We start from the raw sequence: 24615 nt of genomic DNA on the forward strand, positions 1-24615 counted from the left end.
CAGGTTCTTTTTGCATTCCCTGCTCTATTTAGGCAAGCGTCCAACTAACATAAAGAGCCGCCCCCTGACGTCTTTAGACGTTAGTGAACAGCCCCCTAGCTTCCCGTTACGCTTCGAACAGCCGCTGCTGGAACTTCGCGATCGCGGTATATTCCTCTTCAAGCTTGCGCGAAATCTGAATGTAGATCGGCAGCAGCTCGTGATACACCTTCGCGTTCTCCGCGATCGGCTTATGCGAGTGCGTCGCGCCGACCATCGTCGAGACGACGTTCAGCGAATCGATGCGGCCAAGTCCGTACAGACCAAGTACGACGGCGCCGAGGCAGGAGCTCTCAAAGCTCTCGGGCACGACGACCTCCTGGTCGAAAATATCGGCCATCATCTGGCGCCACAGCGGCGAGCGCGCGAAGCCGCCCGTCGCCTGGATTTTCGTCGGGCGCCCGATCTGTTCCTCCATCGCAAGCAGCACCGTGTATAAGTTGAAAATGACGCCTTCCAGCACCGAACGGATGATATGCTCCTTCTTGTGATGCATGGTCAGCCCGAAGAACGAACCGCGCGCGTCCGGATTCCACAGCGGCGCCCGCTCGCCCGTTAGATACGGATGGAACAGCAGCCCGTCCGCGCCTGGACGAACACGCTCCGCGATCTGATTCAGCAAGTCGTAAGGGTCCAGCCCGAGCCGCTCGGCCGTCTCGACCTCGGCGGAGGCGAACTCGTCGCGCACCCACCGGTACAGCATGCCGCCATTGTTGACCGGTCCGCCGATGACCCAGAGTTTATCGGTCAGAGCGTAGCAGAAGATCCGTCCCTTCGGATCGGTCACGGGGCGGTCGACGACCGTGCGGATCGCGCCGCTCGTCCCGATCGTCGCCGCGATGACGCCCGGCTCGATCGCGTTCACGCCAAGGTTCGAGAGCACGCCGTCGCTGGCGCCTACGATGAATGACGTCGATGGCAAGAGCCCCATGTCGGCCGCGTAAGTCGGCTTCAGGTCATGCAGCGCGTACGTCGTCGGGACAAGCTTGGACAATTGCCCCGGCGTGACGCCTGTCAAGGCCAGCGCTTCCTCGTCCCAGCTAAGCGTCGCCAGGTTCATCATCCCCGTCGCCGAGGCGATCGAATAATCGATGACATACTCGCCGAACAGCTTTGCGAAGACGTACTCCTTGATCGAGATGAACTTGCTCGCCTTGCGGAACGTCTCCTCCTCGTCCTGGCGCAGCCACATCAGCTTCGCGAGCGGCGACATCGGATGGATCGGCGTACCGGTGCGCGCGTAGATCGACTGCCCGTCCAGCTCCCGCTTCAACTTCTCCGACATCGCCGCGCTGCGGTTATCCGCCCACGTAATGCAGGCCGTCAGCGGCTTGCATTCCGCATCGACCGCGATGACGCTGTGCATCGCGGAGCTGAACGAGACGAACAGGACGCTGGCGGGTTCGATGCCGCTCTGCGTCATGACGCCTTTGATCGTCGTCAAGACAGCCTGGAAGATTTGGTCCGGATTCTGCTCGGCGATCGACGAGGTCGGCGTATAGAGCGGATAGCCCTCGTTCGCCTTGGCGACGACCGCCCCGTTCTCCTCGAACAGGACGGCTTTCGTACTGGTCGTGCCGATATCGACGCCTATCATATAGGTGCTGCTCAATGGGAAGACCTTCTTTCCTTACAAGTTCGCTTCCGTTACACGACCGTGCTCAGAAGCAGGATGAAGATGAGGCCGACGACGGACAGAATCGTCTCCATCGCCGTCCACGATTTTAACGTTTGCGGTACGGACATATTGAAGAATTCCTTGACCATCCAGAAGCCCGCGTCGTTGACGTGGGACAGCACGAGCGAGCCCGCGCCGGTCGCAAGTACCACGAGCTCGACGTTCGTGCCGGGATTCATACCGAGAATCGGCGTCACAATGCCGGCTGCGGTCGTCATCGCCACCGTAGCGGAGCCCGTAGCGACACGGATCAGCGCCGCGACCAGCCAGGCGAACAGAATGATGTTCACGTTCGCCTGCGTCGCGATCTCGCCGATCGCCGTGCCGACGCCGCTGTTGATCAGCACTTGCTTGAACGCGCCGCCGCCGCCGATGATCAGGATGATCGATGCCGTAGGCGCCAGACATTCGTTCGCGAAGCGCGACACGTCTTCTTTCTTGAATCCTCTCGCGAAGCCCAGCGAGAAGAACGCGAAGACGGCCGAGATAAGCAGCGCGATGATTTCATGGCCGATGAACTCGGCGAAATGCGTGAACCCGTTCACGCCTTCCGGATCGGAGATGGTCGCGATGGAACCGATTAACATAAGAATAACAGGGAGCAGAATCGTAAACAACGTAATGCCGAAGCCCGGCAGCTGGCGGCTTTCCTTCGCGGCGAACTGCTCGGCCAGGTCAGCCGGCGGCGTGGCGTCAATGCGCTTGCCGATGAATTTGCCGAACAGCGGACCAGCGATAATAGCGGTCGGCAGACCGATCAGAATCGAATACAGAATCGTTTTACCCAAATCCGCGCCGTACGCATCGATGGCGATCATCGGCGCCGGATGCGGCGGGACGAGCCCGTGCACGGTCGAGAGACCGGCGAGAATCGGAATGCCGATCTTCAGCAGCGGCATGCCCGTTTTGCGCGCGACCGTGAACACGATTGGAATGAGCAGAATGACGCCAACCTCGAAGAAGACCGGAATGCCGACGATGAAGCCGACGATCATCATCGCCCAGTGGACGCGCTTCTCGCCGAAGCGGTCGACGAGCGTCGTCGCGATTTTCTCGGCACCGCCGGATTCCGCCATCATTTTGCCAAGCATTGTGCCCAGACCGATGACGATCGCGATGGTACCGAGCGTTCCGCCAAGGCCGCCGGTGACCGACTTGATGACCTCTTGCGGATCCATGCCGGCCAGCAAACCGAGCATCAGCGCGGAGATCAGCAGCGTTACGAACGGATTCCACTTATACTTCGCGATAAGAACAACCAAGAATACGATGGCAACGAGCGTCCAGACGAGCAGCGTTGCGTTATGACTGAGACCGAATAAGCTATCCATGGTGAATCCCCCTTTATTTACTAGCCGCACCGTTCCGAGGTACTATGCCCTAGAAGCGCTTTCATTATTCAGATTGAAACAAGTATACCTGTCGACAAGTTAGTCGCAGAAAAAGCCGCTGAACAGCCGCCTAGAGGGCGGCTATTCGCCGGCCGTCTCCGCTTACGGGAGACTGTGATAAAGGGTCGTGCGCGAATCGGCGAAATACGTCTCGACGACCTCGCGGATCGTGTCCACGTTCTTGGAGGCAAGCCCGCTTACGATAACGCGGTGCTTGTCGATCACGACCGCCAGCTTCGCCTCTCCTTCCGAGAACACCTCGTCGGTGGTGATCAGCATGACGGTCAGCACGATATGGCGAATGCTCTTCCATAAGTGCAAAATCCGGGTATGCGCCGCCGCCGTTACGATCGTTTCGTGAAAGGTGAAATCCAGATGCGCGAACTCCACGGCGTCGTCGTGTTTCACCGCCAGCTCCATCTTGTCGATCAGCTGCAGCAGGTTCGCGATCAGCGCCGTATTGTCGGCGTGGGCGAGCCGCTGCTGGACGAAGCTCTCGATCAGGAATCGCACGTCGTACAGCTCCTCCACGTCCGTCCGGCTGAGGCCGAGCACGACCGCGCCCATCCGCTCCAGCCGGATGAGCCCCTCGTTCGAGAGCGCCTTCAGCGCCTCCCGAACGGGGGAACGACTCGTATTGAAGTCGGCGGCGATCCGATTCTCCGAGATGACCTCGCCGGATTTGATCGTGCCGTTAATAATTTGCAGCCTTAATTCGCAGGCGATCGTCTCCCCGAGAGACAAGCCCGCCAGCCATGCAGAAGGATACCGCATCCCATCGACTCTCCTCGTCATCCATTGCGTACGCAGCTATGAACAATATGCTTCATTGTAGCATAGGTACGGACGCGGATGCCATGGAATCGCCGTGCCGGCCGCTGGCGGGGCAGCTTCGGCGCAGGCTTAGTTAATCGCGGTTCTGGTGATGCGAATGCGTTCGGATACCTGTACTCTCGCACCTGCCTGATGCATTCGGTTTTCGCGCGCACGCGTTCTTCGATCGTGAACATCCGCCTGCCATAAGTCTATTCGCTGCGCACGACCGCGTGGCCGCCGAACTCGTTCCGAAGCGCCGCGACGACTTTGCCGTGGAACGTATCGTTCTCGAGCGAGCGGTAGCGCATAAGCAGCGACAGCGCGATGACCGGCGTGCTCGCCTCAAGCTCCAGCGCGGTCTCGACCGTCCATTTGCCTTCGCCCGAACTCTTCATGACGCCCCGGATGCCGTCCAGCTTCGGATCCTTCGAGAACGCGCGCTCCGTCAGCTCCATCAGCCAGCCGCGAATGACCGAGCCGTTCGCCCATACGCGCGCGACGTCTTCGTAATCGAAGCCATATTCGCTCTTGCTTAGCAGCTCGAATCCTTCGGCGATCGACTGCATCATGCCGTATTCGATCCCGTTGTGGATCATCTTGAGATAGTGGCCGCTGCCGCTCTCTCCCGCATACAGATAGCCGTTCTCGATGGCGATGCTGCGGAAGATCGGCTCTACCGTCTCGAACGCCGTCTTGGAGCCGCCGACCATGAAGCAGCCGCCTTGGTTCGCACCTTCTACTCCGCCGGACGTACCGGAGTCCAAGAAGCGGATGCCGCGCTCGCCGAGCATCTTGCCCCGGGCGATAGACTGCTTATAGTGCGAGTTGCCGCCGTCGATGACGATGTCGCCTTCCTCGAGTCCGGGCAGCAGCTCCTCCAGTACACGGTCCACGATCTCGCCTGCCGGCACCATCACCCACACGATGCGCGGCTTCGGCAGCGACGCCGCCAGCTGCGCGATCGTCTCGGCGGGCAGACCGCCTTCTTGGGCAAGCTGCTTCGCCGGCTCCGGGTTCACGTCGTACAAGACGGTCTCGTGGTCATGCCGGAGCAGATTCTGCGCCAGACTGAATCCCATTTTGCCCAATCCGATTAATCCAAGCTTCATATGTAACCATCCTTTCCGAAACAAACAAGTATACCTGTATACAAGTATTCTAATACACTTATAATACCGCTTTCATTCGATTCTGTAAATACACCGCCATTTACCTTAATTTGACGGTTCGCGTCCATCTGGAAGACTCGCGCGATGCGGGGACTTTCCGACCGCGCGGGCTAGTTACGTTCAATTCCACCCAACAAGCGCTTCGGGCGGAAATGCCGCTAGACTACGTCGACGTTACCGCGGCAGGCTTACCCGCGCGGAGCGATGCCGCGGCCAACACAAAAAACGTCGGGAATCTCGCAGCATATCGCTCTGCGCTCCCGACGCATCCTATTGTTCATGATCACTGCAGCGCCTTATGCGCCGCAGCACTTCTTCGCTTTCTTCCCGCTGCCGCACGGGCAAGGGTCGTTCCGACCGACCTTCGTCTCTGAACGGAACGGCACGACTGTGCCCGGGCGCCGCGCCGGCGCGGCGGCCATGACGTTCGCCACCTGACTGCGCATGGCTGACATTTCTTTCGGCGTATGCCCTTTGAGCGTCCATTGACGGGTATTATTCATCAGCTCGACGACCCGCTCCACGAGTGCCTCCAGCACATTCATCTTGTCGATTTGGAAGTGGCTCTGCAGCGAACCGACGACGTCGTGCAGTCCCTGCCGCTCCTGAATCGAGAGCACAATCTCCGCCGCAATTTCGTCTGCGTCCTCTTCCGTCGCGCCGAGGTGGTGTTCCAGGAACGCCGCGAATGCCTTGTAGGCAGGGTGCTTGTCCACGAATTGCAGGTCGCCCGCTTCGAGCAGCTGCCCTTTCGTGAAGGCGCAGTACGGAATATCGCGGCGCGCGTGCTGTTCGTCGTACAGCCACTTGAAATTCCCCACGCCGGCGTCGAAGACGCCCATTTCCTCGTCAAACTGCAAATTACCACGCTCGACCTCATTCATGATTTCCGCGTAATAATCCGCCGAAGGCACGTTCTGCTTGGCATGCTGCTCCATATAGTTGTATAGCTGCGGCTTGGTCAGCCTACCGTAGTAATAAAGCAGGCCGCGCGTAAGCCTTATCCGCTCGATTTCACCCGGATCGGTTGGGCCGGTATCCAATCCCAAGCCCCGTCTCAGCCATGCATGCTGCACTTCCAGCGGCATGACCAGCATCTTCGCCCCTTCTACCGTGCCCGGGAATAACAATCCCTGAGGCAGTAGAGGCAGCAGCGCCTCCGTACGCTCGTCCTCATACGGCCATGCCCCGTTCCGCTCCATGATCAGTTCGCGGATCAGGCCTTCTCCCTGTGTATCTTCATATTCAGTCGCCGATTGGATCGCTTCTAATATCGACGACCTCGTCGCAACGATCAATTCCGGTTTCGTCTTGCTGCTCAGCTTGGCAACGCCCAGCTGCTGCCGGATCGCCAGCAGCTCGTCCTTCGTCAGGCGCGACAGCCCCATCTCCAAGGAAAGCGAAGTTGCGATTTCGCTCCACCGTTTGATTTCCGGCCGTCCGATAGCTGCCGCTTCCTGCTGCTTCATGCTCGTGCCTATCACGTTCAACATCCCGCCTTATCTCTATTCCAAAAAAATTCGCTATCGTCTACCGTACCATAGATCGCCCGCGAGCGGAAGTGGTGGAACCATCCAGCAGAGCTGGCAAGGACAACTCGCTCGCAGGTCGTTCCGGAACAAATGCCGACCCGTTAGCTCGGTCGCTCTTTCCTCCAGCACGCGGTTCTTGGTCCACTCGACCAAGCCGACGATTGCGTGTCCGACGGGGTCAGAACTCCCCCGACCCGTTATCCGCTGGGCACGAGCGCCCGCATAACCTGCCCGATTGGCTCCCGGATGACGAAGTTCGCTCGGCTATCGTAAGGGGTTGCGGTCCGATTGATCAAGACGAGCCCGTCGCCCTCGTAGTCGGCCACCAGACCGGCTGCCGGATTGACCGTCAGCGAGGTGCCGCCCACGATGAGCAGATCCGCCGCCGCGATGCAATCCGCCGCTTCTATGAGTACATTCATGTCGAGGCTCTCTTCATACAGCACGACGTCTGGCCGAACGATCTCGCCGCACACGCCGCATGTCGGCACGATCTCGGCATGGTTCACGATGTAATCCAAATTGTATTTACGCCCGCAGCCCAAGCAGTAATTGCGCAGCACCGAGCCGTGCAGCTCCAGCACCCGCTTGCTTCCCGCCTGCTGGTGCAAGCCGTCGATATTTTGCGTAATGACCGCGGTAAGCCGTCCCTGCCGCTCCAGCTCGGCGAGCGCCACGTGCGCGGCGTTCGGCTTCGCGTCCGGATAGAGCATCCGCGTGCGGTAGAATTCGAAGAACGCCTCCGGATACGTGCGAAAGAAGCTTCGGCTGAGCATGACTTCGGGCGGATAAGCCCCATCGCTGCCCGTCTGGTACAGCCCCGTCGCCGACCTGAAATCCGGAATATCGCTCTCCGTCGATACGCCGGCCCCGCCGAAAAACACGATGTTCCTGCTCGCGGCGACGCGCGCCATCAACTGATCCAACTCCATCGCTTTCCCTCCTGACACGGATTCCTCCCCTGGCAGCACAAACAACTCGCCGCCTGCCTTACCACCTTACCACGACTAGACTGGAAAATAAAAGAAAGCGAACCTCGCGAGGCCGCTTTCCTAATTCAATCTATCACATCAGAGCGAGTTCATGTACGAGGGCGCTCCGAATGCCGGGTTCGGCCATCTACCGCGCGGAGAATGTCGATCCGCTATAACCGCGGGTCCACTGGATCCGATTCCATCGCGAGCGCCGCCAGCACGCATTCATGCATCCGCTCCACGGGCTCTTGCCGGACGAAACGCTCCAGCCCCTCCATGCCGAGCGCAAATTCCATCAGCGCATGACGCTCTTTCTTTCCGCTCTTCCGCCCCTTCAGGCGCCGCAGATTATCCGGCTCCAAATAATCCATCCCATAAATGATGTGCAAATACTTCCGTCCCCGCACTTTGATCGCCGGCTGCACTGGCTTGCCGCCGCTGCTGCGGGTCTCAGGTACCGCTCCGGCTTCACGACGATGCCTTCGTGCCCATCCGCCGTCATCGCCTCCCACCAGCGGATGGCTTCCTCCTCGCTCGCCTCGTCCCTAATCACCCGGTATTCGGTCGACATGAACAGTTCCGACAAGCTGGCCAGCTCATCCGCCCGTTCCATGTGCCACTGATGCGGCCGGTCGAAGAATGTCCCGCCGCTGTGGGCGAGCAGATGGAACGGCGCGATACGCACGCCGCTGATCCCTTCCACGTCCCAACAGTACGCCTGGAACGCTTCCTTGAACGTATGCGCATTGGTCAGCCGCGCTTCCGTCTCCGCGAGCCACGCGTGGATGTCACGCCCTCCCGCCTGAGCAGCCTGCAGCTTCTCCAGCAGCTTCGACCGATCCATGACGGCCGCTTCGCCCACATGGGCATATTGGCTCGCGATCAGTTCCTTAGCCTTCAAGTTCCATGGGAGAATCTCGGCGTCGAGCACGAGCAGCTCCGTATCGTACCGTTCGAAATACGAGGCGGCCGTCAGATCGCGGCGTAACCGAGCCAGCAGCTCGCACTCGATAGCCGGCTGAAAGAACGGTCTGCCCGTGCGCGTGTAGATCGTCCCCGCCGTTCGCCGCCCGACGTATGTCTCCCCTGCCTCCTCGTCTTTGAAGAGCACTACGATCGCGCGGCTGCCCATATGCTTCTTCTCCGCCACCATCGTTGTCACGCCTTGGGCCCGGTAGTAGGCGAACGCCTCGCGCGGATGCTCCAGGAACCGCTCATCCGCGGATACGGCAGGCGGGCTCATCGTAGGCGGGATGTAGAGCAGCTCTTCGATCGGCACCGTGTAATGCGACACGGTATCGATGGCGGCTTTGACGAACTCTCCACGGATGCCGATCCCGCCGGAGCTTGCCGTCTCCACCGTATAGCCTGCGGACAACTTGGCCAGATTCGGCGGCGCGAACCGGTCCTTCGATCGACGCGCAAGCGGATTGTCCGCCGCGTCCGAGTAATCGCTCCCCGCTTGTACGCTGGCGAATGTTCGCTCCGGATACCGGTAAGCCGTCAGCTCGCCTCCGAACACGACGCCTTGGTCGATATTGATAGTATTGCCGGCAACCTCTGGACGCTGACGGACGTCATGCCCCCAGATGATCAACTCGCCGGAGCGGTGGCCGGTATGCCATTCCTTGCGCATCGGCTTGCCTTGCGCGTCCATTCCGTCGGTATCCCCGTATCGGCAATAGTCCTGAATCCGCTTGGACTGCTTACCGATGAATTCATCCCGGATGCCCGCGTGCGCCACGACGACATGCCGGACGCCTTCGTGGGTGAAGATCAGATGGGATGGCGCGGCGAGCAGGAATTCGCGCATCCTGCGCTTCCAATCGGCTGCCGCATCCTCGCCATGTGCCGCCTCGTACCTGGCGAGCTCCTCTGCGACCTTCTCGTCGCCGTGGCTCAGCGAGACGGCGCGGCCGTCCAGGTAACGGGCGATTTTCCATCCGTGGTTGCTATCGACCATGAAGGCAAGCCCTGCCCGGACGTGCTGCTCCCAGAACGTCATCGCTTCCATCGACTTCGGACCCCGGCTCATAACATCGCCGACCGACACGAGCTTCCGGCCGTACGCGTGACGGTAGAGCCCGTCCTCGCCCGGCTCGTAGCCCAGCTTGCCGATTATCGCCATCATTTCGTCGTAACAGCCGTGAATATCGCCGATGATGTCGATGCCGGCGCCCAGCTCGATCAGCAGCGGATTGCGCTTGCGCTCGAACCGGATGCTAGCTAGCGCCTCGTCCTTGACGATATAGCACGCATCGAATTCCTCGCTCCTCAAGCTTCGCATGCCGCGCTTGAACAGCTGCGCCTGCTGCTTCACCCGCTGCCGGCCGCGCGGCTGCCCCCGTCCGGCGTCCCGCGCCAGCAGCGTCTCCTCCGGCACGTCGAGCGCGAGCGCCACGGCGGCGACGTGATGCCTTCTTGCGACCTCGATATATTTGCTCCGATCATCCGGATACAGATGCGTCGCGTCGACGACCGTCAGTTTGCCAAGCCGGCACCGCATGTCGAGCACGGTCTCCATCGCGGCGAACGCCTGCTCCGACACCGCTTGATATTCGGCGTACAACACGTCGGCCGCAAGCTTCGGCCGGCCTCGCCAATCGATGAATTCATCGTCCCCGACGAGCATCCGGAACTGGTCGGAGGAGACCGTCTCGGTCGCCAGCAGCGTCCCTTCGCGGACGAGCCGCGCGAGCAGCGTCGTCTTGCCGCTGTTCGACGGGCCGACCAGCAGGACGATACCCGCGTGCGGCAGCTGAATCGTTCTCTTCGATTCTTGTTGTTGCGTCGTCATTTCCTTACCTCTCCTCTCTCCTTCGGAATATCGCCATTTGGGTCGGATGGCCGTACGCATCGTTCGCCTCGCCGATGCCCTGCAGCTCCGCCTCGTAGGCAACCGTTCGCCACCGCTCGCAAGCTTGGCGGAATTCGTCGCGCATCCATTCGAACCGGTGATCGGCATGCCGCATTGCTTCGCCCATCTCGTACACGGCATTGAACTCCCGGTTCGGCGTCGTAACGATCAGCGCATACGGGGCGTATTCGTTCAGGATCGTCGCGATCGCCCGCTCCACGCGATGCGCCTCGATGTGCTCGATCACTTCGCACAGCACGATAACGTCTTTGCCGCGCAGCGATTCGTCATAGTAGAACAGGGATCCCGTGACCGGCTTCGGCACGACGCTCTGGCCGCGTTCGACCAGCTTCGCGAATCGCTCCGCCGCCCGCTTCTGGGCAATGGCCGATGGCTCGACGGCCCATACATCTTCGACGCCCGGCAGCTCCGCGAGCCGCGCCGCCAATTTGCCCTCCCCGCTGCCGAAGTCCACGATCGTACGCTTCCGTGCCAGCCCCCGGACGGCATCGGTGATCGCCGTATAGCGCAGCTCGTTGAGCCGAACCTTCGGCTGGACTTCTCCGCCATCCGCCGGCGCCGCTCTTTCGGCGGGCGAATTCGTCGCCTCGCCTACGGGAGCGCAGCTATTGCTCGCCGATGCTTCGGCCGAGTCTCCATCTCCTCGCCCAACTGCCGTTGTCTTGCCGTTTGCCGCTTCGCCGATCTCACCAGCGCCGGCTTCCGCCATACTGGCCCGCCCCTCGCCAGGGTCGTCTGAACGTTCGTTCAGCCTTTCGCCGAATGACCGTCCGCCCCTTGCAGGTTCCACGGCGTCACGTGCCGCAACCGCGTTCGCATGCTGCCGCTGTTTCGCCTCATACCGTTCGATTACGTCCGCGAAACGCAGCGTGCGCCGCACGATCAGCTCCCGCTGCGGGTGTGTCTCAAGCCAGCCCTCCCCGTAGCGTTCGAGCTTCTCGACCTCTGCTTCACCGATGAAATAATGCTTATAATCATCCAGCACCGGCATCAGAATGAACAGCTGACGAAGTGCTGTCTGCAGCGTCTGGCTGCCGTGCAGCGTGATGTAGCGGACCGAGCTGCGGTTCTTCAGCTCGAACGCATAGTCGGCCTCTCCGCGCTCCTGTTCGACTTCATAGCCCAGCGCTCCGAACAACTGCTCCACGACCGCATCCGGCAGATTCGACGCGACCGGGCCGAACGACAGCGTGAGCGCGAACTTGTGCGATACCCACTCCGCGAACGATTCCTTCGGTTTGCCGTTCAGCGCCGTGCCGAGCGAAGGGCGGATATATGTGCAGAACAAGCTGCTCGTCACGAATTCCCGATCGTTAATGTACTGCGTAATGTCGTAGCAGTCCGGACTGCCCTTGACGAGCTCGATCGGATCCGGCGTTACATGGAGCACCGCCTCCGTCTGCTGCTTGTCGCATACCGTATAGACGAGACGCACCCTGGCCCCCTTTTCCTCTCGTTCGTACAGGTTGTTCGGATTTTTGGCGAGCAGATGGGACAGCATGTTCGCGCCCGCTCCGTCCGCCCTGATGATCAATTGCATGCTGATTCTCTCCTTCTTATTGAAATACCGCGCCTTCCAGTCCCCACGCTTCCTTCAACGTCTCGCGGAACAATGCGCCCAGGCGGTCGGCTTGCCCGTTTTCCGCAGCCGGTATCTGAACCGCCGACCGTTCGAAATGCGCGATTCGCGCTTCTAAATATGTGTTCAGCTCCGCGATGCGCGGGCCCAGATCCAGCTCATCGCCTGCTTTCTTGCGCGCCAGCAGGTCGCCGATAATGGCGTGAAGATCGCTGCCCGCCGGAATTTGCGATTCGAACAGCGCTTCGAACGCAATCGGCGGCATCGTCCCTTTCTCCTCGATCCAACCGCAGGCAAGAATCGGGCGCAGCACGTAGAAATATTTTTTGAGCCGCACCTCCTCGCCCTGCAAATACATCCGGAAGTTCCCGCGAGCCATGTTCAGATAGTGGTACATACACGACTTCGGCGAGAACGCCAGCGGCGACATCCTCCGTATTCGTTCGGCGGCCGACGTTTGCTCCATATATGGGATGGGCGATTGCAGCCACTCCAGCAGCGGCGGATTCGATTTGCGGAATAACCGCAGCGCCTTGCGCAGATCCCAACCATTAATATCCAGCAGGTCGTTGATGGGGCGCTCGATGACGTCCCTTCTATCGTCGATCGATAAGTACCAGTCCACTGGACGGACGTAGATGAAACGCACATCGTAATCGCTATTTTGCGAGGGGAAGCCCCATGCCCGGCTGCCGGACTCGCAGGCGTACAGAATACGCACGTCCTCCTCCGCCTCGATATTTCGCAGCGCCTCTTGAATGTTTTGCTCATACGGATGCATGGGGCATCCCTCCTTAATTTGGATCATTTATGTTGCATGAGATTAATCGTTCGCTTGCTAAAATACGTGCCTGGTCGTGGTTTCGCAGTCGTCGGATATTCCCGTGAGCCGTATCATCTGCACCTACCGGTTCTCCTCTCGTTCCACACCCCCATCATCGCTTATTCGGGCATGCGCGAACATGGCGAAAGTATGGCGACGGGTAAAAAGCGGGCCGCTAAGCTGTGCTCATCCCCCTATAGCGCCCTACACTCACCCAAACTCCAGTAGTGGTGCCCGGCCCCCTATTACATGCCCTTCCCACGATCCAACCTCCAATAGTCGCACTCGGCCCACTATTACATGCCCTTCCCACGATCCGACCTCCAATAGTCGCACTCAGCCCACTAGTACATGCCCTCTCCCGATCCAACCTCCAATAGTCGCACTCAGCCCACTAGTACATGCCTCCCCCGATCCGACCTCCAATAGTCGCACTCAGCCCACTAGTACACGCCCTGCCACTCCTTCGAACTTCACAAAAGTCGCGCCCAACGCTCAACCCTCTATTGAACGCCCCCACAATACCGCCCCGCTTGAAAATGTTCCCGTTTCCCTTCCCCCTCCTCCTTGCTACAATGGAATATAGTTGAAACACTGTTCAGAAACGGGGATGCGATCGGCATGGCACGCGAAAGCTTCGACAAAGAAATTCAATTCCTCCGCATGCTGGCGCTGACCAGCGGCGCTTACAGCCGGCAGCAGTTCGCCGACCGGCTCGGCATCTCCATCCATACCTTCGACAAAACGATCCGGCGGCTCAAATCCGTCGTCAGCGCGGTGCACGAACGGCTGCCGGCCGATCAGGGCAAGGAATTCGCCGAGACGCTGCGATATTCGTATTACGAATCCGCCGACCCGCTCCTGCTGTTCCTATACCGGGCGAAGTCGGTCAAGGAGACCGAGAGCTACCGGCTAACCCTCATCGTCGCCGCGCTGGAATCGCAGCCGCTCACCGCCTTGGAGCTGCTCGATCTGTGCTGCGCCGGGCTGCCGGCGGAGCTGGCGCTGCCGGATGAGAAGACGATCCGCAGCGATCTGAAGTATTTGGAAGAGGCCGGCGTCGTCGTGCGCGAAGGGAGCAGCCGCCCGTACCGCTATCGGCTATATACCGAGCTGCTGGACGCGCTGTCGGACGAGGAATTGATCGATTTGTACGATTTCGTCGATGTCATGGCCAACACGCAGGTGCCGTCCGTGCAAGGCTATTTGCTGCGCGACAGCTTGAAGAAGGCGATTCGTCGGCAGGACAAGGAGCTGGCCGAGCCGTTCCTGTATAAGTACCATTACTTTTCTAGGATTTTGGACGAAGCGCATCTGAACCTGCTGCTGCAGGCGATCGCCGCGCGCCGCACGATTTCGTTCCTGTACTTCTCCCCGAAGGCGGGCAAAAGCTACGGCTCCCAGAATACGAACCCGCTGTTCGCCCGGGAGAGCGAGGGCAAGGAAGCGCGCGTGCTGCCGCTTCGCGTCGTCTACGATCATCAATACGGCCGCTGGTATTTGCTCGCCCATAGCGCGAAGCAACGCGTCGCCAAATTCCGGCTCGAAGGCATGACCCAGATCGAAGAAGGCGATCCGGTCGATGAAGCGGATTTCGCCGCCAAGCTGGCCTTGCTCGATGCGCGCACGAAGCAGAGCTGGCTCGTCGATACCGGCTACCCGGTCACGATCCGCGCCCGCTTTTACAATCCGGAGGGCTCACCGAGGAATTTCATCAAAGATCGGGTGCAGCTGCAGGGGCAATGGGGCGTCATTACGGAGGAGGACGAGACGTCGTTCGTCTACGAAATAACCGTGAACGGAATAACGGAGATCAAGCCGTGGCTGCGCAGTTTCGGCTCCAGCTGCGAGGTGCTCGCACCCAAGCGTCTGCGGGAAGAGTTTATCGCCGAATGGAAGGAGATCCAGCGCTATTATGAATCTGTTCGAGAAGATTTTTAACTACCAAGTGATGGCGAAGCTCGGCGAGCGCGGCACCGTCACGCTGACGCGCCACGAACGGACTTGGCTGAAGGCGATGCTGGCTCATCCGGCGGCAGAATCCGCCATGGCGCCCGAGACCCGCGAGAAGCTGATCGGCATCCTGGCCGATGAGCCGGATGCCGCCTACCCTGCCGGCCTCCAGGAGAAAGCGCGCAGCGTCGAGCGGCAGGTGCATCATCCGCTGCTTCGCCCGCTGCGCCGCATCATCGCGGTCAAGAAAGGGATGCGCATCACGTACACCCTGCGCAACGGGAGCGTCCAGCGCAACGTGCGCGGCTTCCCGTATAAGCTCGAATATTCCATGGTGAAGCGCGAATGGTACGTGCTGTGGATGCATTTGAGACGCCGGGCGTGGATGGCGACCAAGCTGAGCAACATTATTCTGGTGGAATACAGCGCGATGTCCGAGGCGGCGGCAGAGGCGAATCTGGCGCGCATCGCCGCGGTGCTCGCAGAGCGCAAGAAGCGGATTACGCTCGAGGTCGTCCCTACATATAATCGGGAACTATCCCGCATCCTCTACGCCCTCTCCTGCTTCGAGAAGGAAGTCCAGTACGACGAGCTGCTGGACACCTACCGGATTCGGCTGGAGTTCTCCGGCGACGATAGCGACTATGTCCTCTCGAAGATCCGCTTCCTCGGCATGCGGGTCATCATCGTGGAAGGCGCCTACCATCAGAGGCGCATGTACGAATCCGCGACGAAGGCGCTGGCCCGCTACGGGGCGGTCGACGACCAAGACAGCCACACGAGCGAAACAGCGGAGGGCTCAGATACGGCTGAGGAGAAAGACGTCGGTTAGGCGGGCAGGAAGCGGCGGCGGATTCCTTTTTCAATCCAACAGCACCATAATCGTCCCCGTCCCTCCTGATAAAAGTTGCATTTCGCCGTCGCATTGACTATCGTTACAGCATAGCGTTATCTATTTTCATGAATAGACAGGAGAGAGAACCATGACAACCCCTTATCGTTCGCCGCTTATCGAGACGCTCGGCCTACAGCCCCATGTAGAGGGCGGCTGGTACCGCGAGCTGTGGAAAGCTTCCTTCGATATCCCGAAAGAAGTGCTCGGCGGCCAATATTCCGGCTCTCGTCCAGCCGCGACGTCGATCTACTTCCTGCTGCATCCGGACGAAATGTCCGACTGGCACGTCGTCCTCTCGGACGAGCTGTGGCTGTACCACTCCGGCAGCCCGCTGCTGCTGACGATCGGTGGCACCGGCGATTTGCCATCCGAGGAGACGCAAGAATTCGTCCTCGGCCTGGATATCGAGAACGGCCAGCAGCCGCAAGTGCTGATCCCGGCTAACGCGTGGCAGAAAGCGAAGCCGCTCGGCAACGAGCCCGTGCTCGTCTCCTGCGTCGTAGCGCCTGGCTTCCACTACGACGACTTCACGCTCATCTCGCGGGATGCAGCGAAGAGCGAATAACCGCTGCCTTCCACGCACGAACGAACACGAATGCCAAAAAGCACGCGTCAGACGGCCCCCAGCCATCTAACGCGTGCTTTTGCTTTTCCTTCAACTATGCTCACGATCCACTGACCTTCTCAGCGTCCGAGATTATCGTCCAAGCTCAGCTGATCTCAGCGGTGCACAAGGCACATCGTCTCGAACGACTCAGCTGAGCATCGCCCAAGATACACCGTCCCCGGTCCACTGCCTCAGCAGCGCCCGGGACCAAATGGTCGCCCCGCCCCGCTCCCTAAGGTCGCGCTCATAGCCAATCGTCCCCGTTCAGCGACGCCTACCCCCTATCTGTACGCATCATCAGCCGTTTAGCCAAGCTAACCGAACCACGACGCCCCTCCCGGCCTTCGCCTCTAACGTCCGCTTGCCGTCCGCTTCTTCAGCCGAATGGTTGGTTCCCCTACGTAGGCACCTGGTCCGCTGCGAATCGTCTCCACGAAGCGCTGCAGCTCGTTGGCGAACGCGAACAGGTTGGCCCGGTTCTCGAACGCTTCCCGCGTCTCCGGCAGCGGCAGCAGCTTATGATACTCCCTGACGCCGCACAGCATGTCGTGCAGCCGCGCTGCTTCGCCGCGGTTGTCGAGGTTCTGGCTCAGCAGTTCGACGAACTCGCCGAGCCGCCGTCCTTGCTCGATCGTCGTATGCATTCGCGAGATGAACGGCAGCATCCGCTCCAGCAGATCGTACTGCCGCTGCTTATGTTCGAAATAATCGGAGTAGCTGACGCCTTTCTTGCGCCGGCGGCTATTCTCCGCATCCAGTGCGGCCATCCGCTTTCCTTTCCGGAGCACATCGGCCAGCTCGAGCACCTCTTTACCGTTCCATACCGTTTCGTTGTCTTTGAGATAGATTGCGATTTCGTGCAAAATCCGGCTCGTCAGCCGGTCCGTCTCCTGCCGGTAGCCTTCGATCTCCTTATCGATGCTCGGCATGTACCAGTTAATAATTAGCGCCACGCCCAGCCCGATCGTCACGACCAGCAGCTCGTTCAGAAAAAACGCATTGTCCACGTAACCGTGCATGTACACGTGCATCACGATGACGATGCTGCTCGCGATGCCTTCCTGCACGCCCAACCAGACGCAGAACGGGATGAACGTCATTAACAAGATGAGGAACGTATACGGATGATAGCCCAGAATTTGAAACAGCATCGCGGCGTAAAACATCCCCGATATGCACGCCATCGCGCGGCTCACCGCAGCTGAATACGATTGCTTGCGCGATTTCTGAATGCACAGCAGCGTCAATATCCCGGCCGCTGAGAAATATTCCAGTCCCAACGACTGCGCGATCCACACCGATACGCAGACGCCAAGCGCCGTCTTCATCGTCCGAAACCCGATGCCAATTTTCATTGCCGCTCACCTAAATTCCTAATTGTGTCAAACCCTTATGTTTCCCCATCATACTCCCCTCGTCGGCATCATGCAAACGACCTGCTCCCTCCTAACGCCATGAGAATGCAAAAAAACGCTGCCCGCGGGCAGCGTATCAATGTAGATCATCAAATTCAGCTAGATCGGAACTTCCTGCCCCCATTGCCGAAGCCTCATGCAGAAGAATACGGTACTGAGCTAAGTCGCGCTTTAACCTCGGTCATCTTCATCTGGCCCATGCAGACCTTCAGATACCGATGTACCCTCGGCCATTATCGCTTGCTGGGCCCTTGCTCGCCTTTCGATACCGACGGGCACGCGGGCAGCACTTCTTCCTAGTCCATAATGATTCGGCCCGTATAGGCCTTCTTCTTTTTCTCCTGCTCCATGGCCGATGCTGCCGGAACGCTCGGGTATGGAGCGCCGGCCTTGCTTCCGAACCCGCCAGCCGCCTCGTTGGTCGTCAGCCCATAGCCGTCTTCCCGCCCGCCGCCCGGCATGCCGCCGTCGTGGCCCGAACGCCATTCCAGCGTTACTGATTGCGTATAATTCAAGTCGAACACCTCGTTTTTTATCAATTACATGACCCTCTATCTCAAATCGTTTGTCTCGCGTCATCGATCTCAAGCCCGATTCTCACGGGCCATCTTCGTACAGCACTTCGGCCGGCACGTAGTCCGCCAGCCACACCTCGTTCCCCGCCCGATAGAACGTGACGCCCGCTTGCGCGGCTTTCTCCGTATCTACCCGTAGCAGCACCAGTTCGCCCCGGCGTCTTCCCGCCAGCTCGGCGAACGGCTTCTCTTCGGACATATGGACGTACAGCCGGCCCATCGCACGAAGTCCTTCTTGTTTGATGATGGGCAGCGCCTTCGCATTCGTCCCGTGGTAAAGGACGGCCGGCGGCACCGCCGCTTCATAGGCGAAGCGCTCGACGCTATGTCCGTATCGCGCCCGGATTCGCCCGTCCCGGAGCTCGAACCGCTGCTTCTCGCACTCGCGCACCACCGTTTCGATGGCTTCCATCGTTACGCTAGCCCATACCGACTGCCGCCGCAGCGCGGCCAATAGCGCTTCCGCTTCGCAGGCCCCGTCCGCCGGATCCAGCCGCAGGCCGAATCCGTCCGGCGCGTGCCGCAGCATTTTCGTCATTGTTTTGCTCAGCCGCTGCCGACTTTGCGCGTTGTTTTGCGCGTTTTTCATTGTACTCGCTCCTATTGCAACGGACGCGCCGACCTACATCGCCATGAACCCGACCCGCTGCGTGCCCGGTTCTTGGAACCACTCCTGCGTCCGTCCTTTATGCAAATCGCCCTTCAACCGTTTCGCGAGCAGCGGCAAATTGACCGCCTTCTCCTCGTACCACACCATGGCGGCAGAGACATACAGCTCGTTCAGCTGGGCGAACGTGAATCCTTCCGTCATCCCGATTAGTTCCTTCAGCTCTTCCTCGCCGGCGAGCTTCCCGAACCCTTTCCGCCGCATATACACGCCCCGCAGCTCCGCATCCGGCAGCTTAATTTCATAAGCGCGGTCGAATCGCCCTGCCCGGTTCATGAGCGCCGGATCGATCCGCTCCGGGTAGTTCGTCGTGCCGATCAGGAATATCCCTTCCTTTGACGTCGCTCCGTCCAGCGTGTTCAGAAAATACGACCGCGCCCGCTCCGGCATCGCGTCCATGTCCTCAACGACGAGAATCATCGGCGCGAGCGCCGCGGCCGCCTCGAACACCTCCTGAATCGTATCGCTGCACGTATGCTCCGTAATCTGCCAGTACGCCACCGGCGCCTGCACGCTGCCCGCGATAGACTTCACAAGCGTCGTCTTGCCGTTACCGGGTTTGCCGTAGAGCAAAATGCCGCGTTTATAGGGTACCCCGAACGTCTCGTAGAAGCTGCGGTCCTCCGAGAAGAACCGATCGATCGAACGGTAAATGTCTTGCTTCACCTCTTCGTGCATGACCACTTCATCGCGTTCGACCATCGTCGTGATCGGCTCGAGCTGCTTCTCCGTGCCGTGCGGACGGTCCGTGAACACCGTCACTTGCGAGCGGTCCAGCTCTCTGCGCCGCGACCGGCAATGCGCCAGGAAAGCAAGCAGCCGCGTCTCATCCGCCGCGAACACGCAATCCTCGTATCCGATGCCGTGCGGCCGCATGACGGGGACGCGCGCCAACGCCACATCCCACGCCGCATAAGCGAACACATTGTTTTGTAGACTCGGGCAGACGCTCCAGTCCCCATCCCGGTAATCGAATACACGCGTCCCCACGGATTCATAGACCCGCGCGACCCGCTCCGCTTCGCCGGTACCACGCTGCAAATCCTGCTTCAGCAGCTCCCAATATTCCTCGTTGCAATCTTCGTCCTCGTATAGCTCGAAAGGCTTGCCGTAGCGCGCCGTCAATAGTCGCTGAATGCCCATAACCGCGCCGCTGTAGCTTTCGAAAGGCGATACGATCCGCTCGGCGAGTCCTTCTTCGGCCGAGATGATCGTCTCGACTCCATATTCATCACCGCAACGTATCGCTATAGTTCCCGCAGCCCCATGGTTGGAAGATGTACCATTTGCCGCTCCGTTAACCGCTGCTTCTGCTGCGCTCGCAGCGCTTTCGGTTCCTTGCTTCGGCTGCGGGGCATCCGTTGTCACCGACTGTTCCGAGCGCGCCCTTTCATCCGCCAATCCCGCCGCTTGCTTCGGCATCCATTCGTTCCCTCTTACGATCATGAAGCTCCTTTCACCGTCGCAAGCGGCTTGCATTTGGCGACCACTTGGGCCAGCCCTGCGCCGACGACGCTGTCGATAATCTGGTCGACGTCCTTGTAGGCTTGCGGAGACTCATCCAGAATGGTCTCCAGCGATCGTTGATTGACGACGATCTCGTCATCCGTGCCGACGCGCATGGCCGAGGCGAATGCATCCACCGTGATCAGCCGCTTCGTCGCGCTCCGCGAGCGGATTCGGCCCGCCCCGTGGCAGATCGAATAGTAATTCGCCGCGCCGCCGCTTGCCCCCACCATCAAGTAGGAGGCGGTTCCCATTGAGCCCGGAATCAAGGCTGGATGGCCGGTTGCCGCATATGGCGCGGGGTTATCCGGATGGCCAGCCGGCAGCGCACGCGTTGCGCCTTTCCGATGGACGAAATATTCCGTCTCCCCGTGCCGCTCTTCCCACGCATAGTTGTGCATCAGGTCGTACAGCGTCTTTGTCTCGAACTTCGAGCTGAACACATCCTTGCATGCCTCGCGCACCGCGTACGCGATCAGATGCCGGTTGACGACCGCGTAATTGAGCGCCGAATACATCAAGTTCACGTACGTCTGCGCCACCGGATGGGCCAGTTCCGCGTACACCAGCTTCGGGTCGGCCGTGCCGTATCCGGCGGCTTTCATCACCTTGGCCATGTCGCTCGTATTGTACTGGCTGACCGCGCCGCCCCATGCCCGTGAGCCGGAGTGAATCATGATGACGACCTGGCCGTCGAACAAGCCCCACTGCTCGGCGATGCCGCGGTTCTCTTCCGCGATCTCGATCGTCTGCAGCTCCACGAAATGGTTCCCGCCGCCCAGCGTCCCAAGCTGACGGTGCGACCGGTGCCAGATGATGTCCGGGAACTTGTTCAGCGCTTCCTCGTCCAAATAAAACCGGCTGCTCTCCACATGCGTCAACGACGTCGCCTTGCGCGGCGTATATCCGTCCGGGATGTATTTCTTCGGCAGCCCGTGCAGCCCTTTCTGCACCACATGCTCCAGCCGGATATCCGAGAAATGCCCTCTGGCATGCTCCTCGACCGGCAAATATTTCTCGATACTCCGCACCAGCTTCCGGCGCAGCTTCACGTCCTGCACGTCTTCGCGCGTCAAGTTCGTCACATGCACCCGCATGCCGCAACCAATATCGCTCCCGACAATGGACGGCGAAACATAGCCATTGCTCGCCTGCCACACCGCCGTCGTCCCGATGCAAGTCCCGACCCCGACATGCACGTCGGGCGTGTAGCTCATGTACACCTGGTTCGGAATTTGCAAATTGTTGTTCGCCATTTCGAACACTTTATAATCTAACGCGCCGTACAGCTCATCGCCCGCGTATACATGTACCGTCCCCGCTGGTAGTTGCACTTGCCTGTAAAATGTTTGTTCCATCTAGTCGTAACCTCTCGTTCATTCTCCAATTTGCCGCGTTGCCGCGTTTGCTTTCTTCCGTCATGCTGCCGTATGCAGCTGCTTCACCGTTCATCCCGTTCCAATCGAACATGATTCCCACTCCTCCGCGTAATGTATATTCCTGATCTCCACGTCCGTCCGCCAAAAAAGCGCGCAAAAAAGCCACGGACATTCATTGTCCGTGGCTTTGGCGCGCACCAAGTACCTGCACCCCTACCGCGTTCTTACACGCGCGCAATCGGGAGCTGGCTAGCTGCAAAAAGTCCGTGGAGACCAATGAAATGTGTTATTCGCTTGTGCAGTTGTTGTCGTGCGAGCAATTGCCATCATGTTCATCAGCCTCCCTTCGTATAATTAGGTTTATCTTAATGGCTGCCCCCAACAACTGTCAACTGGGCAAAATCATTATATTCGTTCTCGCCCAAGCGAACCCGGTCCCTATCTGCCTTCCGCTTCTCCCAGTCGTGATCCGAGGAGGGCATCCAGCCGTTCCGGCAAATTGCTGCCGCCAGACAGCGAGATCGTCCCGATTTTCTCGCAGATCTTCTCCAAAAACTCGAGTTCTTTCAGCCGGTATAGCGTCCGGTTCTCGTCCATCAACTTCGCCGTATTCAGCAGACTGCGGGTCGAAGCCGTCTCCTCCCGCCGCGTAATGAGATTGGCCTGCGCTTTCTTCTCCGCCAGCAGCACCGTATTAAGGATATCCCGAATCTCCCCCGGCAAAATAATATCCTTCACGCCCGCGGACAAGAAGCGCAACCCGTACGCCTCGCTCTTCTCGTTCAGCCTGGCCAGCACGAAAGCCGCGACTTCCTGCTTCGTCCGCAGCAAATCGTCCAGCTTGAGCGTCCCTACATATTGCCGGAGCGCCAACTGAAGCTCAATGTGCAGTTGATCCTCGAATCCCTTGATATCTAACAAACGAACCGGATCGACGATTCGATACTGGCATACGAAATTAAGCCGCAGCGTAATTTTGTCTTCCGTCATCATCTCTTGGCCCGTCAGATCCATCTGCTGCTGCCGCATATCGACGGTGCGCACCATCGTCTGGATCGCCCCACGCCAGAAGTAATAGCGTCCGGGCGGCAGTTCCCGCTGCAGCAGATTGTTGTAAAACAGGAAGCCTCGCTCATGGCTCGCTACGTCTTGAACCAGCACATGCATGCCCAGCTTCGGCACGATCGTTCGATCGATCTCGCCGCCTAACTCCGGCTGGCGAATATCCGCGCGTACGAATCGGTGCTCGCGCATCCCCTTCCAGAACGCATACCGTCCCGGTCCAAGCACCTCTTTGAATTTTTCATTCTCGTAATGCAAGACCAGTTCATAGTCGCGCACTTCCACGACTTCAAGCGCCTGAGCTAACTCCGAATCTAGGAGGAAGGTCTCCAGTGGATAACCCTCCACTTGGAACGCTTCCGTCGCCTTCATCACGACGACCTGCTCGCCTCTCCACGCTGCATACTTGATCACGCCAGACTTCACCATTTTTATATATTGCCCGTGACGAAATACCAATCCCCGTTCATCGGGTTTCAATTGCTGCTTGCTGCTCAACATTGCACTTCACTCCTTCATTGACGGTATAGCGTTGAGATTTCCCAGCCACGTTGGCGGAGCCTTGTTTAAGGTAGCGGTCTAGCTGTAACTTAACCAGTCCTCACGTCTCATCCAATCGGCCCCATTCCCCGATCGATCTCCAAACCTTCAGACTAACCTTGCACCAGCCTTCTCCGCATCCGTTATCCACGAGGCCACAAAGCCTCCGTCGCCGTGCCTTGCCTCTTCAGGCGAAGCCGGGAATCTCTCGCTATCCCTTCGCATCATTAGCCGATTTGGACAATCGGTAGCATAGGACCACTTTCGCTTCACAGGCGATTGGGAATCGAACCCAATACGAAACAACTGTATCAAGCGACAGCATACTTTCACCCATCGGGCAAAGCACTGCGGAAGGATTCCGACCTCCCCGCCCCGGTTCACCTGCACGGTTGATTCTCCTTCATTTTCGCGCAGAAGGCGACAACTGAACACGGCAAAAGTATGGCGAACTTTAAGGAAATCTCTTCAAAGAAACCTTCCGCGCAACGTGCTCGAGCCGGCCTGAGACATGAAATGGGCACTTCAGTGACCTGTACGCATCGTCCTCAAGTATGAGAAGAAGTCCGCGTTATATCCTGACTTGCAAGACGTATAAATCGTGCTGCATAGCCTCGGATATATTTTGAATCGTTCGACTGCAGACATCCTGCTGCAAGACACAGAACACGTACGGCACAGCCTCTGGCGTCTTTGGAGCGTTCTGCTGCAGATAGCAAAAAGAGGCAGCTCAGGTATCTGAACTGCCTCAACTAGATGATTTACGTCATCAAACCATCAAATGAATAAACCAAAAGAATAAACCAAAAGAATAAATCAAAAGAATAAACTCTCAAAAAACAAAAAAACTCCCTGCAGCGCAGAGAGTTGAATTTACATATGGAGCGGGTGATGGGAATCGAACCCACGCTACCAGCTTGGAAGGCTGGAGTTCTACCATTGAACTACACCCGCAAAAATATGGTCGGGATGACACGATTCGAACATGCGACCCCCTGGTCCCAAACCAGGTGCTCTACCAAGCTGAGCTACATCCCGTTATAAAAATGGCGCGCCCTGAGAGATTCGAACTCCCGGCCTTTTGATTCGTAGTCAAACGCTCTATCCAGCTGAGCTAAGGGCGCGCATTATGGAGCG

The 24615-nt window shown here is 59.1% G+C and carries 19 protein-coding genes and 3 tRNA genes; 3 read left to right on the forward strand and 19 right to left on the reverse strand.

Annotated elements, in window-relative coordinates; genetic code table 11:
* Positions 1-106: 106 nt before the first annotated feature.
* The 10 genes from gntK to ACFFSY_RS16675 form a co-directional block, all read right to left on the reverse strand.
* Positions 107-1636 (reverse strand): gluconokinase, encoded by a 1530-nt coding sequence (gntK, locus tag ACFFSY_RS16630; protein ID WP_377496024.1) that lies wholly within the window; start codon positions 1634-1636, stop codon positions 107-109.
* Between the two features lie 50 nt (positions 1637-1686).
* A complete protein-coding gene (locus ACFFSY_RS16635) occupies positions 1687-3048 on the reverse strand; it encodes a GntP family permease (RefSeq protein ID WP_377495988.1) in 1362 nt (453 codons plus the stop codon).
* Positions 3049-3210: 162 nt separating this feature from the next.
* Positions 3211-3882, reverse strand: coding sequence for a GntR family transcriptional regulator (locus ACFFSY_RS16640; protein WP_377495990.1), 672 nt, complete (start codon positions 3880-3882; stop codon positions 3211-3213).
* A gap of 251 nt (positions 3883-4133) precedes the next feature.
* Positions 4134-5033 (reverse strand): phosphogluconate dehydrogenase (NAD(+)-dependent, decarboxylating), encoded by a 900-nt coding sequence (gene gnd / locus ACFFSY_RS16645; protein WP_377495992.1) that lies wholly within the window; start codon positions 5031-5033, stop codon positions 4134-4136.
* A 356-nt stretch (positions 5034-5389) separates the two neighbouring features.
* Complete coding sequence (locus ACFFSY_RS16650) at positions 5390-6586, reverse strand: YecA family protein (RefSeq protein WP_377495994.1); 1197 nt, start codon at positions 6584-6586, stop codon at positions 5390-5392.
* 236 nt (positions 6587-6822) lie between these two features.
* Positions 6823-7557, reverse strand: a complete 735-nt coding sequence (locus tag ACFFSY_RS16655) for an NAD-dependent protein deacylase (protein WP_377495995.1) — start codon at positions 7555-7557, stop codon at positions 6823-6825.
* A 212-nt stretch (positions 7558-7769) separates the two neighbouring features.
* Positions 7770-8024: a metallophosphoesterase gene (locus ACFFSY_RS16660; RefSeq protein WP_512699695.1), complete on the reverse strand. Its 255-nt coding sequence runs from the start codon at positions 8022-8024 to the stop codon at positions 7770-7772.
* Positions 7934-10396 carry an AAA family ATPase gene (locus ACFFSY_RS16665; RefSeq protein WP_377495998.1) on the reverse strand — a complete coding sequence of 821 codons (2463 nt, stop codon included), beginning with the start codon at positions 10394-10396 and terminating at the stop codon, positions 7934-7936. Before ACFFSY_RS16665 ends, ACFFSY_RS16660 begins: the two co-directional genes overlap by 91 nt.
* 4 nt (positions 10397-10400) lie before the next feature.
* Positions 10401-12017: a methyltransferase domain-containing protein gene (locus tag ACFFSY_RS16670; RefSeq protein WP_377496000.1), complete on the reverse strand. Its 1617-nt coding sequence runs from the start codon at positions 12015-12017 to the stop codon at positions 10401-10403.
* A gap of 16 nt (positions 12018-12033) precedes the next feature.
* Positions 12034-12837, reverse strand: a complete 804-nt coding sequence (locus ACFFSY_RS16675) for a nucleotidyltransferase domain-containing protein (RefSeq protein WP_377496002.1) — start codon at positions 12835-12837, stop codon at positions 12034-12036.
* 663 nt (positions 12838-13500) lie between these two features.
* Here ACFFSY_RS16675 and ACFFSY_RS16680 point away from each other — a divergent pair.
* The 3 genes from ACFFSY_RS16680 to ACFFSY_RS16690 all read left to right on the forward strand — a co-directional run bounded on the left by ACFFSY_RS16680 (position 13501) and on the right by ACFFSY_RS16690 (position 16292).
* Positions 13501-14820, forward strand: coding sequence for a helix-turn-helix transcriptional regulator (locus ACFFSY_RS16680; protein WP_377496004.1), 1320 nt, complete (start codon positions 13501-13503; stop codon positions 14818-14820).
* Positions 14795-15664: a WYL domain-containing protein gene (locus ACFFSY_RS16685; RefSeq protein ID WP_377496006.1), complete on the forward strand. Its 870-nt coding sequence runs from the start codon at positions 14795-14797 to the stop codon at positions 15662-15664. Before ACFFSY_RS16680 ends, ACFFSY_RS16685 begins: the two co-directional genes overlap by 26 nt.
* Before the next feature lie 151 nt (positions 15665-15815).
* Positions 15816-16292, forward strand: a complete 477-nt coding sequence (locus tag ACFFSY_RS16690) for a cupin domain-containing protein (protein WP_377496008.1) — start codon at positions 15816-15818, stop codon at positions 16290-16292.
* Positions 16293-16684: 392 nt separating this feature from the next.
* Here the strand turns inward: ACFFSY_RS16690 and ACFFSY_RS16695 are convergent, their stop codons facing one another.
* The 9 genes from ACFFSY_RS16695 to ACFFSY_RS16735 form a co-directional block, all read right to left on the reverse strand.
* Positions 16685-17689, reverse strand: a complete 1005-nt coding sequence (locus ACFFSY_RS16695) for an aromatic acid exporter family protein (protein ID WP_377496010.1) — start codon at positions 17687-17689, stop codon at positions 16685-16687.
* Between the two features lie 356 nt (positions 17690-18045).
* Entirely contained in the window at positions 18046-18264 is a 219-nt protein-coding gene (locus tag ACFFSY_RS16700) for a hypothetical protein (protein ID WP_377496012.1), read from the reverse strand.
* Between the two features lie 82 nt (positions 18265-18346).
* Complete coding sequence (locus tag ACFFSY_RS16705; RefSeq protein WP_377496014.1) at positions 18347-18913, reverse strand: RNA 2'-phosphotransferase; 567 nt, start codon at positions 18911-18913, stop codon at positions 18347-18349.
* Between the two features lie 33 nt (positions 18914-18946).
* Entirely contained in the window at positions 18947-20413 is a 1467-nt protein-coding gene (locus ACFFSY_RS16710; RefSeq protein ID WP_377496016.1) for an AAA family ATPase, read from the reverse strand.
* A gap of 20 nt (positions 20414-20433) precedes the next feature.
* Positions 20434-21855: an RtcB family protein gene (locus tag ACFFSY_RS16715; RefSeq protein WP_377496018.1), complete on the reverse strand. Its 1422-nt coding sequence runs from the start codon at positions 21853-21855 to the stop codon at positions 20434-20436.
* Positions 21856-22314: 459 nt separating this feature from the next.
* Positions 22315-23436: a slipin family protein gene (locus tag ACFFSY_RS16720; RefSeq protein ID WP_377496028.1), complete on the reverse strand. Its 1122-nt coding sequence runs from the start codon at positions 23434-23436 to the stop codon at positions 22315-22317.
* A gap of 922 nt (positions 23437-24358) precedes the next feature.
* Positions 24359-24432 (reverse strand) — tRNA-Gly (locus tag ACFFSY_RS16725).
* A gap of 7 nt (positions 24433-24439) precedes the next feature.
* Positions 24440-24516, reverse strand: a tRNA-Pro gene (locus tag ACFFSY_RS16730).
* Positions 24517-24525: 9 nt separating this feature from the next.
* Positions 24526-24602: transfer RNA gene (locus tag ACFFSY_RS16735), tRNA-Arg, on the reverse strand.
* Positions 24603-24615: the final 13 nt, after the last annotated feature.

The sequence above is a fragment of the Paenibacillus aurantiacus genome, from assembly GCF_042431225.1.
In the GTDB taxonomy this organism is placed as follows: Bacteria; Bacillota; Bacilli; order Paenibacillales; family Paenibacillaceae; genus Paenibacillus_Z; species Paenibacillus_Z aurantiacus.

What these genes read in the sequence shown, in the direction of transcription:
- ACFFSY_RS16650 (WP_377495994.1), bottom strand. Translation starts at nt 6,586, where the DNA reads ATGTTGAACGTGATAGGCACGAGCATGAAGCAGCAGGAAGCGGCAGCT.
- ACFFSY_RS16685 (WP_377496006.1), top strand. Translation starts at nt 14,795, where the DNA reads ATGAATCTGTTCGAGAAGATTTTTAACTACCAAGTGATGGCGAAGCTC.
- ACFFSY_RS16670 (WP_377496000.1), bottom strand. Translation starts at nt 12,017, where the DNA reads ATGCAATTGATCATCAGGGCGGACGGAGCGGGCGCGAACATGCTGTCC.
- ACFFSY_RS16675 (WP_377496002.1), bottom strand. Translation starts at nt 12,837, where the DNA reads ATGCATCCGTATGAGCAAAACATTCAAGAGGCGCTGCGAAATATCGAG.
- ACFFSY_RS16715 (WP_377496018.1), bottom strand. Translation starts at nt 21,855, where the DNA reads ATGGAACAAACATTTTACAGGCAAGTGCAACTACCAGCGGGGACGGTA.
- ACFFSY_RS16690 (WP_377496008.1), top strand. Translation starts at nt 15,816, where the DNA reads ATGACAACCCCTTATCGTTCGCCGCTTATCGAGACGCTCGGCCTACAG.
- ACFFSY_RS16665 (WP_377495998.1), bottom strand. Translation starts at nt 10,396, where the DNA reads ATGACGACGCAACAACAAGAATCGAAGAGAACGATTCAGCTGCCGCAC.
- ACFFSY_RS16680 (WP_377496004.1), top strand. Translation starts at nt 13,501, where the DNA reads ATGGCACGCGAAAGCTTCGACAAAGAAATTCAATTCCTCCGCATGCTG.
- ACFFSY_RS16705 (WP_377496014.1), bottom strand. Translation starts at nt 18,913, where the DNA reads ATGAAAAACGCGCAAAACAACGCGCAAAGTCGGCAGCGGCTGAGCAAA.
- ACFFSY_RS16710 (WP_377496016.1), bottom strand. Translation starts at nt 20,413, where the DNA reads ATGCCGAAGCAAGCGGCGGGATTGGCGGATGAAAGGGCGCGCTCGGAA.
- ACFFSY_RS16640 (WP_377495990.1), bottom strand. Translation starts at nt 3,882, where the DNA reads ATGCGGTATCCTTCTGCATGGCTGGCGGGCTTGTCTCTCGGGGAGACG.
- ACFFSY_RS16655 (WP_377495995.1), bottom strand. Translation starts at nt 7,557, where the DNA reads ATGGAGTTGGATCAGTTGATGGCGCGCGTCGCCGCGAGCAGGAACATC.
- ACFFSY_RS16635 (WP_377495988.1), bottom strand. Translation starts at nt 3,048, where the DNA reads ATGGATAGCTTATTCGGTCTCAGTCATAACGCAACGCTGCTCGTCTGG.
- gnd (WP_377495992.1), bottom strand. Translation starts at nt 5,033, where the DNA reads ATGAAGCTTGGATTAATCGGATTGGGCAAAATGGGATTCAGTCTGGCG.
- ACFFSY_RS16695 (WP_377496010.1), bottom strand. Translation starts at nt 17,689, where the DNA reads ATGAAAATTGGCATCGGGTTTCGGACGATGAAGACGGCGCTTGGCGTC.
- gntK (WP_377496024.1), bottom strand. Translation starts at nt 1,636, where the DNA reads ATGATAGGCGTCGATATCGGCACGACCAGTACGAAAGCCGTCCTGTTC.